Source organism: Achromobacter sp. 1014246743 (assembly GCF_059760725.1).
On sequence record NZ_JCBANA010000124.1, the window covers coordinates 1 to 8,214 of the forward strand.

Genomic DNA, 8,214 nt, shown 5'->3' on the forward strand with positions numbered 1-8,214 from the left:
GGGCTCAAGATACAAGGGAGCCGAAGGCGGACGACGATGACGACGGGGCAGTCCGGAGCGAACGCTCCGGACCGCAATCGTGGGCGCCCGCCCCGCATGACACCGCCGCCAGGGACGACCTACGAAGATCAACTCGTCACACAAACCTCAAGGCAACAAACAAAAAAAACTACCCCTGAGCCTTGATCACTTCCCGAGCAATCACCAACTGCTGAATCTGCGTAGTCCCTTCAAAAATCCGGAACAACCTCACATCCCGATAAAACCGCTCCACCGCATATTCCGACATATACCCAGCCCCCCCGTGAATCTGCACAGCCCGATCCGCCACCCGCCCCACCATCTCCGTCGCATACAGCTTGCAGCACGCCGCCTGCATCGTCGTGTTCTCGCCGCGATCCCGCATCTTTGCGGCATCCAGCACCATGCAGCGTGCCGCGTACAGCTCTGCCTGGCTATCGGCAATCATTGCCTGGATCAGTTGGAATTCAGAGATCGGCTGCCCGAACTGCTTGCGGTCCATGGCGTATTGCACCGCGTCGCGCAGCAGGCGGTCTGCAATGCCCACGCATAGCGCCGAAATGTGCAGGCGGCCCTTGTCCAGCACCCGCATCGACGTCTTGAAGCCGTTGCCTTCCTCGCCGCCCAGCAGCGCCGACGCCGGTACCCGGCAATTGTCGAACACCACATCGCTGGTCAGCGCGCCCGCCTGGCCCATCTTCTTGTCTGGCTTGCCGATGATCAGGCCCGGCGTGCCGGCTTCCACCAGGAAGCATGAGATCGACGCCGCGCGGCGTTCCGGGGCCGTGCGTGCCATCACCGAGAACAGGCCCGCGATCGGCGCGTTCGTGATGTAGCGCTTCGTGCCGTTCAGCACATAGTGGTCGCCGTCTCGCTCCGCCGACAGGCGCAGCGCCATCGCATCCGAGCCGGCGTCCGGCTCCGTCAATGCGAACGAACCGATCAGCTCGCCGCTGGCCAGGCGCGGCAGGTAGCGTGCGCGTTGCTCGTCCGTACCGGCCAGCACGATCGCCTGCGAACCGATGCCGATGTTCGTGCCCGCCAGCGAGCGGAATGCCGGCGACGTCTGGCCCAGTTCGAACACCACCCGCACCTCTTCTTCCATCGTCAGGCCCAGGCCGCCGTAGTCCGGCGAAATCGACAGGCCGAACAGGCCCAGCTCGCGCATCTCGGCCACGATGTCCGGCGGCACCTGGCCGCTGGCAGCAAGCTCGTCTTCGGCGGGGATCAGGCGTTCGTGCGTAAAGCGGCGCACGGCGTCCAGCAACAGGGTCAGGGTTTCGGTATCCAGGGCCATGATCAGGGTCTCTCAGGGTGTGGGGCGGCCACGCTCAGGCGCGCAGGCCGCCAACCAGTAAATCGAAATAGCCGGCGGCGATCGTCTCGGCGCTGTCGCCCTGGCCGGGCTTGTACCAGCGCACCATCCAGTTCAGCATCGACAGCACCGCGCGGCCCGTGGCCGGCACGTCCAGCGCGCGGAAGGCGCCATCCGCCACGCCTTGCGCGATCACCTCGCGCAGCCGCTTCTCGTAGCCGTCACGCAGACGCGCCGCGTCTTCGCGTTCGGGCAGCGCCATGCCCGAATAGCCGATCAGCATCGTCACGAACTCCGCGTGGTGCTGCTCGAAATAGCGCGCGTGGCCCACCATGAACGCCCGCAGCCGGTCGGCCGCGCCCTCGGCCCGCGCCACGTCCTGCCCCACGCTTTGGGTCAGGCCGTTCAGCACCGCCAGGATGATCGCGTCGTAGATGTCCTGCTTGGTCGTGAAGTAGTGGTAGATCGCCGCCTTGGACACGCCGATGGCGGCGGCCAGGTCCGACACCGAACTGCCGTCGTAGCCGCTGCGCGCGAACAGCTTCGCGGCTTCGGCCAGGATGCGTTCGCGCGGCGCCGCCATGGTGGGCGGCCGGCCGGCGCGGGCACGTTTGGAAGCTGGGGCAGCAGAGGTCGGCATGAAGGGGCCTGGTGGGGCGGCGCCGGCTTCTTCAATAGCGGACCATTGGTAGGGTCCCTTCCATTGACAGCAGTTCGGCGCTTGCCGTTAAATAAAGATTAATTAATTACCGGACGGTCGGTAGGTAATTATAGGCACATCCGTTCCCGCCGCTCAAGCCACCCTTGCGCGATTCCCCGAAACTTCACGCGACGACGCTATGCCCCACTCACTAGTGACTGATTTGTATGGCCAGATGTCCCTGCCGGTCATCAGCGCCCCCATGTTCATCGTGTCCAACCCGAAACTGGTCGTTGCGCAATGCACGAGCGGCATCGTCGGTTCGTTTCCGGCGCTGAACGCGCGGCCCCAGAGCCTCCTGACCGACTGGCTGGACGAAATCGAAGCCGGCCTGGCCTCGTACCGCGAGGCCCACCCCGGCGCCGCCGTGGCCCCGTACGCCGTCAACCAGATCATCCACCAGTCCAACGACCGGCTTGAACAGGACCTGGCCGTGTGCGCCAGCCACCGCGTGCCGCTCATCATCACCAGCCTGCGCGCGCCCGGCGACCTGGTCAAAGGCGTGCACGACTGGGGCGGCAAGGTGTTCCACGACGTCACCACCATCCGCCACGCCGAAAAGGCGCTGGAAGCGGGCGTCGACGGCCTGATCCTGGTGTGCGCGGGCGCGGGCGGCCATGCCGGCACGCTCAGCCCGTTCGCGCTGGTGTCCGAAGTACGCCGCTTCTACGACGGCCCGCTGATCCTGTCGGGCGCCATCACGGCCGGCGAACACGTGCTGGCCGCGCTGGCCATGGGCTGCGACTTCGCCTACATGGGCACGCGCTTCATCGCCAGCGACGAAGCCAACGCCAGCGACGGCTACAAGTCGGCCATCGTGGAGGCCAGCGCGTCCGACATTCTCTACACCCCGTTCTTTACCGGCATCCCGGGCAACTACCTGAAGGCCAGCATCACGGCCGCCGGGCTCGACCCCGCCAACCTGCCCCAGCCCGACAGCGGCGCGTCCAATTTCGGCTCCAGCCGCGTCAAGCCCTGGAAAGACATCTGGGGCGCCGGCCAGGGCGTGGGCGGCATCGCCAGCGTGCAGCCCACGCGGCAGATCGTCGACACGCTGCGCCAGGAGTATGCCAAGGCCAAGGAACAACTGGCAGGCAGGACCTACGCATGAGCGCCGGCCTGAAGGTTTCCCGCGAAGGCGCGGTGCTGACGCTGGTGATCGATCGCCAGGACCGCCGCAACGCGCTGGACACCGCCACCTATGCCGCGCTGACGGCGCAGATCTCGCAAGCCGCCGCGGACCCCTCGGTGTCCGCGGTGATCCTGGCCGGCGCGGGCGAACACTTCACGGCCGGCAACGACCTGCGCGACTTCCAGGCGGAGCGCGGCGCCGGCGACAGCGCCGGCCTGACGTTCCTGCGCGCGCTGACCCAGGCCGATGTGCCCATCATCGCCGCAGTCGAAGGCTACGCCATCGGCATCGGCGTGACGCTGCTGCAGCATTGCGATTTCGTCTACATCGGCGAAGGCGCCACGCTGCGCATGCCCTTCGTGGCGCTGGGCCTGTGCCCCGAGGGCGCATCCAGCCTGCTGATGCCGCGTCTGGCCGGCGCCCGCCGCGCCGCCGAATGGCTGCTGCAAGGCAAGGCGTTCTCGGCGCAAGAGGCCTGCGACGCCGGCCTGGCCACCGCCGTCACGGCCAAGGGCCAGGCGCTGGCGGCTGCCCAGGACACCGCGGCCAGCCTGGCCAGGCAGCCGCCCGCGGCGCTGCGCCTGACCAAAGCCATGCTCAAGCGCCCGGACCGCCAGGCTATCCAGGAAACGCTGGACTACGAGGCGCAGCAGTTCCGCGCCCGGCTCCAGACGGAAGAGGCGCAGGCCGCCTTCGCAGCGTTCTTCAAGAAATAGGGTTCAGAACGGCGAATCCGGCCGGAAATTCGGCGCCCGCCGTTCGCGCAGCGACTGCACGCCTTCGCGCACGTCCGGGCCGCCAAAGCCCATGAATTCCAGCGCCAGCGATGTATCGAACGTGGGGCCGGCCATGCGCAGCCAATTGTTCAGCGAATACTTGGTCCAGCGGATGGCGGTCTGCGAACCGGCCGCCAGGCGGTTGGCCACTTCGAAGGCGCGGCCGATCAGTTCGGCCTCGTCCACGCACAGGGACACCAGGCCGATGCGTTCGGCTTCTTCGCCCGTGACGGTTTCGCACAGCATCAGGTAGTACTTGGCGCGCGCCATGCCGCACAAGAGCGGCCAGACGATGGCGGCGTGGTCGCCGGCCGTGACTCCCAGACGGGTGTGGCCGTCGATGATGCGGGCGTCGCGCGCGGCGATGGAGATGTCGGCCAGCAGGCCGGCCACCAGGCCCGCGCCCACCGCGGCGCCGTGCATGGCCGACACGATGGGCTTGCTGCAATTGATGATGTTGTAGACCAGGTCGCGGGCCTCGCGCCACACGCGGGTGCGCACGTCGAAGTCATCGGCCATCTGCTGCACCAGATCCAGGTCGCCGCCGCCGGAAAAGCCCTTGCCCTCGCCGCGGATCACCACCACCCGGGTGTCCGGGTCCGTATCGATGTCGCGCCAGATGTCGGCCAGTTCGCGGTGCATGCGGTCATCGGCCGTGGACAGCTTGCCCGGCTTGCCGTCCTTGGACCCCATGATCAGTTCCAGCACGCCGTTGGGATGCCGGCGCAGCTTCAGGGATTCATAGGCGGAATAGTGTTCCAGCGTGATGTCGGTCATTGTCTTCTCCGGTGGCGCGGGCGAAAGGCCGCGCGTTTTTGGGCACTATAGTGGATACGGCATGCGCCACCACGGCCACCCTGACCAGGAACCTCAGCCCATGAACACCCCCACCATCGCTCCTGCCCGCGAGATCCGCCGCGACGACCTGCCCGCCCTGTTCGCCCCGCGGGGCCAGGACACCCACAAGGGCAGTTTCGGCACTGTTGGCGTGGTGGGCGGCGGGCGCGGCATGGAGGGCGCGGCACTGCTGGCGGCCCGCGCGGCCCTGAAGGCCGGCGCCGGCAAGGTGCTGGTGGGCTTTGCCCAGGAGAGCGCGCCGCTGGCCTGCGACCCCCTGCAACCCGAACTGATGCTGCGCGATGCACGCTCGCTGCTGGAAGGCGGCTGGGGCGTCACCGCCTGGGTGGCTGGCTGCGGCATCGGCACGGGCATCGAGGCGGCCAATGCCCTGTCCGAACTGTTCGTGCTGCGCCAGGGCGCCGCGCTGGTGCTGGACGCCGACGGCCTGAACCTGCTGGCCCAGGGCGCCGTGCAGCCCAACTGGGGCGATGGCCCCGTGGTGCTGACCCCGCACCCGGCCGAAGCGGCCCGCCTGCTCGGCACGGACACCGCCCACGTCCAGGCCGACCGACCGGCCGCCGCCCAGGCCTTGGCGCGGCGCCACGCAGCGTGGGTGGTGCTGAAAGGCGCCGGCAGCATCGTCTGCAACCCGGACGGCGCCTGGCGTCGCAACACCAGCGGCAACCCGGGGCTGGCCACGGCAGGAACCGGGGACGTATTGGCTGGCCTGCTCGGTTCGCTGCTGGCGCAGCGCCTGCCCCTGGACCAGGCCGTGGCCGGGGCGGTCTGGCTGCACGGAGCCGCCGCCGACACGCTGGTTGCCCAGGGCATCGGCCCGATCGGACTGACCGCGGGCGAGCTGGCGGATGCCGCCCGGCGCCTGCGCAACGGCGGCTGATGCCCTGGCTGGCCTGGCTAAGTCCCTGCGGCAAAAAACATTTTTACAACATACTAGGGTTTTCCCCTAAAAACACATTGCGTTCGATTTAGGGTTTTCCCTATAATGGTTTTCACCAAGACGAAACGGACTGGAGCAAACCATGAGCGAACTGACCCTGAACCACACTGCCCGCCTGACCGACGCGCTGGAGCGTGACCTGCTCCGCGGCGCTCTCGAGAACCAACCGAATTCCCACCCGCTGACCAACCTGAAGAAGGCCGGCCAGGCAATCGCCGCCGCCGTCGCTGGCGTGTTCGCCTTCATCGACGAAGTCAACGAATCGATGAACAAGGCCCGCGCCGCCAGCTCGCGCTTCTCCGGCTCGCAGTGGTAAGAACAGCCGCGCCGGGCTGAATCGCGACCGATCTCCCGCGATTTCACCCAGCGTGCTGTAGACGCAACGCCCGCCGCCCACGCGGCGCCAGTTGTGTCGATCCCGGCGCCCGGGGCTTCCAAGCCCTTCCCCCCACCGGACGCCATCGCGCCGCGCCGGCCCCACTTGCGGGGCCCCCGCGACGCCCTCTGCCACGCAATACCGTAGCAAGATTCCCTGTCGCCTCAGCGCGAAGCCGTCCCGAAGCGGGACCGCCTCGCACTGGGGCGATTGGCATTTTGGGCGCCGCCGCACCGGCGTTGCCCCTCTCGGCGTTTACCCTAGCGTCGACCCGGCGCGCATTGACAGCGCGCGAAGCCCCTACCGATAATCGGCCCCTTGCCGTCGTGCTGGCGCCAAAAACACCGCAAGCCCCCCCGGCCGACGTCCTGTTTCCCGGTTGGCCCCCTCGCTGTTCCCCCCGCCTGCACGATCCGGTTCGTTCCCCATCCGGAGTTGTCACCATGAAGTTGCGCACCACCCTGGCCCTTGTGGCCGCCGCCATTCCCTTGGCCGCTGCCCAGGCCCAGACGCTGAAGATCGGCCTGTCCGCCGAACCCACCTCGGCCGACCCCCACTACCACAAGATGACGCAGAACGACGCCTTCTCGGCGCACGTCTACAGCTCGCTGGTGGGCCGCAGCGCCGACATGAAGCTGGTGCCCGCGCTGGCCACGTCCTGGAAGAACCTGGATGACCTGACCTGGGAATTCAAGCTGCGCGACGACGTCAAGTTCTCCAACGGCAAGCCGTTCACGTCCGAAGACGTGCTGTTCACCATCTGCCGCACGCTGAACAACGAGACCAACGTGTCGCAGTCCTACATGGACACGACCAAGCTGATCACCGACGTGCAGACGCCGGATGCGCACACCGTCATCATCAAGACCGGCGCGCCCTTCCCGCTGATGCCCGCCGAACTGGCGCGCTCGCTGCCGATCGTCTGGAACGGCATCGTCGAGCACGGCAAGCTGACGTTCGATCCCAAGAAGGGTTGCGGCGTGACCGGCCCGTGGCCGACGGTGGCTGACTTCAACAACGGCAAGGACGCCATCGGCACCGGCCCGTACACCCTGAAGTCCTACGTCAAGGGCACCGGCATCGAACTGGTGCGCAACGAAAACTACTGGGGCCCCAAGCCCTACTGGAAGGAAGTGAAGTTCGTGCCTGTGCCGTCCGCGGGCCCGCGCCTGACCGGCCTGCTGTCGGGTGACTTCGACATGATCGAAAACCCGGCCGCGCGCGACCTGCAACGCCTGAAGGACAACCCCAAGTTCGGTTTCGTGGCCACGCCCTCGACCCGCCTGGTGTTCTTCCAGCCCGACGTGGCGCGCAACCCGAGCCCGTTCGTGAAGTCCGCCGACGGCAAGAACCCGCTGCAGGACCTGCGCGTGCGCAAGGCCATTTCGATGGCCATCGACCGCAAGACCATCACCGCCCGCATCATGGACGGCATGGCCACCCCGGCCTACCAATACATGCCCGACGGCATGTTCGGCGCGCTGCCCAAGGCCCCCGAAATCAAGTACGACCCCGAAGGCGCCAAGAAGCTGCTGGCCGAAGCCGGCTACCCCAACGGCTTTGAGCTGACGCTGTCGTCGACCAACGACCGTTACGTCAACGACGGCCAGGTTGCCCAGGCCGTGGCACAGTACCTGGCCCGCGTCGGCATCAAGACCAACGTCGACGCCATGACCGCCTCGATCTACTTCCCCAAGCGCGCCAAGCGCGAGTTCAGCTTCTCGATGGGCGGCTGGCCGGCGGAAACGGGCGAAGCCTCGGCGCTGTTCCAGCTGTGGGTCGCTTCGCTCGACTCGCCCAACAGCCTGGGCACCAGCAACTACGGCGGCTTCACCAACGCCGACTTCGACAAGGTCTACAAGCAGGCCATCGTGACGGTGGACGCGCCCAAGCGTGAAAAGCTGCTGCAGGAAGCCACCCAGATCGCACTGGACAACGTGCCGCTGATCCCGCTGCACTTCGAAAGCAGCATCTGGGCCTTCCGCAAGGGCATCACCTACGAAGGCCGCCGCGACCAGTTCACGCTGGCCACCTCGGTCAAGCCCGACGCCAAGTAATCCGGCTTCGTGCAACGAAAAACGGCTGCCCCGAGGGGC

General features: G+C 67.3%; 8 protein-coding genes. 5 read left to right on the plus strand and 3 right to left on the minus strand.

All coding sequences use genetic code 11. The annotated features are described in order from the left end of the window. Positions 1 to 169: 169 nt before the first annotated feature. Positions 170 to 1,318 (minus strand): acyl-CoA dehydrogenase family protein, encoded by a 1,149-nt coding sequence (locus AC6LJ2_RS29605; protein WP_025139714.1) that lies wholly within the window; start codon positions 1,316 to 1,318, stop codon positions 170 to 172. A gap of 34 nt (positions 1,319 to 1,352) precedes the next feature. Next, a complete protein-coding gene (locus AC6LJ2_RS29610) occupies positions 1,353 to 1,976 on the minus strand; it encodes a TetR/AcrR family transcriptional regulator (RefSeq protein ID WP_175193624.1) in 624 nt (207 codons plus the stop codon). Positions 1,977 to 2,175: 199 nt separating this feature from the next. Between AC6LJ2_RS29610 and AC6LJ2_RS29615 the strand changes: the two genes are divergently transcribed. Both AC6LJ2_RS29615 and AC6LJ2_RS29620 read left to right on the plus strand, forming a co-directional pair. Beyond that, positions 2,176 to 3,147: an NAD(P)H-dependent flavin oxidoreductase gene (locus AC6LJ2_RS29615; protein WP_263915787.1), complete on the plus strand. Its 972-nt coding sequence runs from the start codon at positions 2,176 to 2,178 to the stop codon at positions 3,145 to 3,147. Continuing rightward, positions 3,144 to 3,884 (plus strand): enoyl-CoA hydratase-related protein, encoded by a 741-nt coding sequence (locus AC6LJ2_RS29620; RefSeq protein WP_263915786.1) that lies wholly within the window; start codon positions 3,144 to 3,146, stop codon positions 3,882 to 3,884. The genes AC6LJ2_RS29615 and AC6LJ2_RS29620 overlap by 4 nt, the downstream gene beginning before the upstream one ends. Before the next feature lie 3 nt (positions 3,885 to 3,887). Here AC6LJ2_RS29620 and AC6LJ2_RS29625 read toward each other — a convergent pair whose 3' ends face one another. After that, positions 3,888 to 4,721, minus strand: coding sequence for an enoyl-CoA hydratase/isomerase family protein (locus AC6LJ2_RS29625; protein ID WP_263915785.1), 834 nt, complete (start codon positions 4,719 to 4,721; stop codon positions 3,888 to 3,890). A 100-nt stretch (positions 4,722 to 4,821) separates the two neighbouring features. Between AC6LJ2_RS29625 and AC6LJ2_RS29630 the strand changes: the two genes are divergently transcribed. The 3 genes from AC6LJ2_RS29630 (at position 4,822) to AC6LJ2_RS29640 (ending at position 8,175) form a co-directional block, all read left to right on the plus strand. Further along, positions 4,822 to 5,682 carry an NAD(P)H-hydrate dehydratase gene (locus tag AC6LJ2_RS29630; RefSeq protein WP_445658040.1) on the plus strand — a complete coding sequence of 287 codons (861 nt, stop codon included), beginning with the start codon at positions 4,822 to 4,824 and terminating at the stop codon, positions 5,680 to 5,682. 142 nt (positions 5,683 to 5,824) lie between these two features. Beyond that, positions 5,825 to 6,058, plus strand: a complete 234-nt coding sequence (locus AC6LJ2_RS29635) for a hypothetical protein (RefSeq protein WP_006392557.1) — start codon at positions 5,825 to 5,827, stop codon at positions 6,056 to 6,058. 503 nt (positions 6,059 to 6,561) lie between these two features. Then, complete coding sequence (locus AC6LJ2_RS29640) at positions 6,562 to 8,175, plus strand: ABC transporter substrate-binding protein (RefSeq protein ID WP_263915783.1); 1,614 nt, start codon at positions 6,562 to 6,564, stop codon at positions 8,173 to 8,175. Positions 8,176 to 8,214 lie beyond the last annotated feature (39 nt).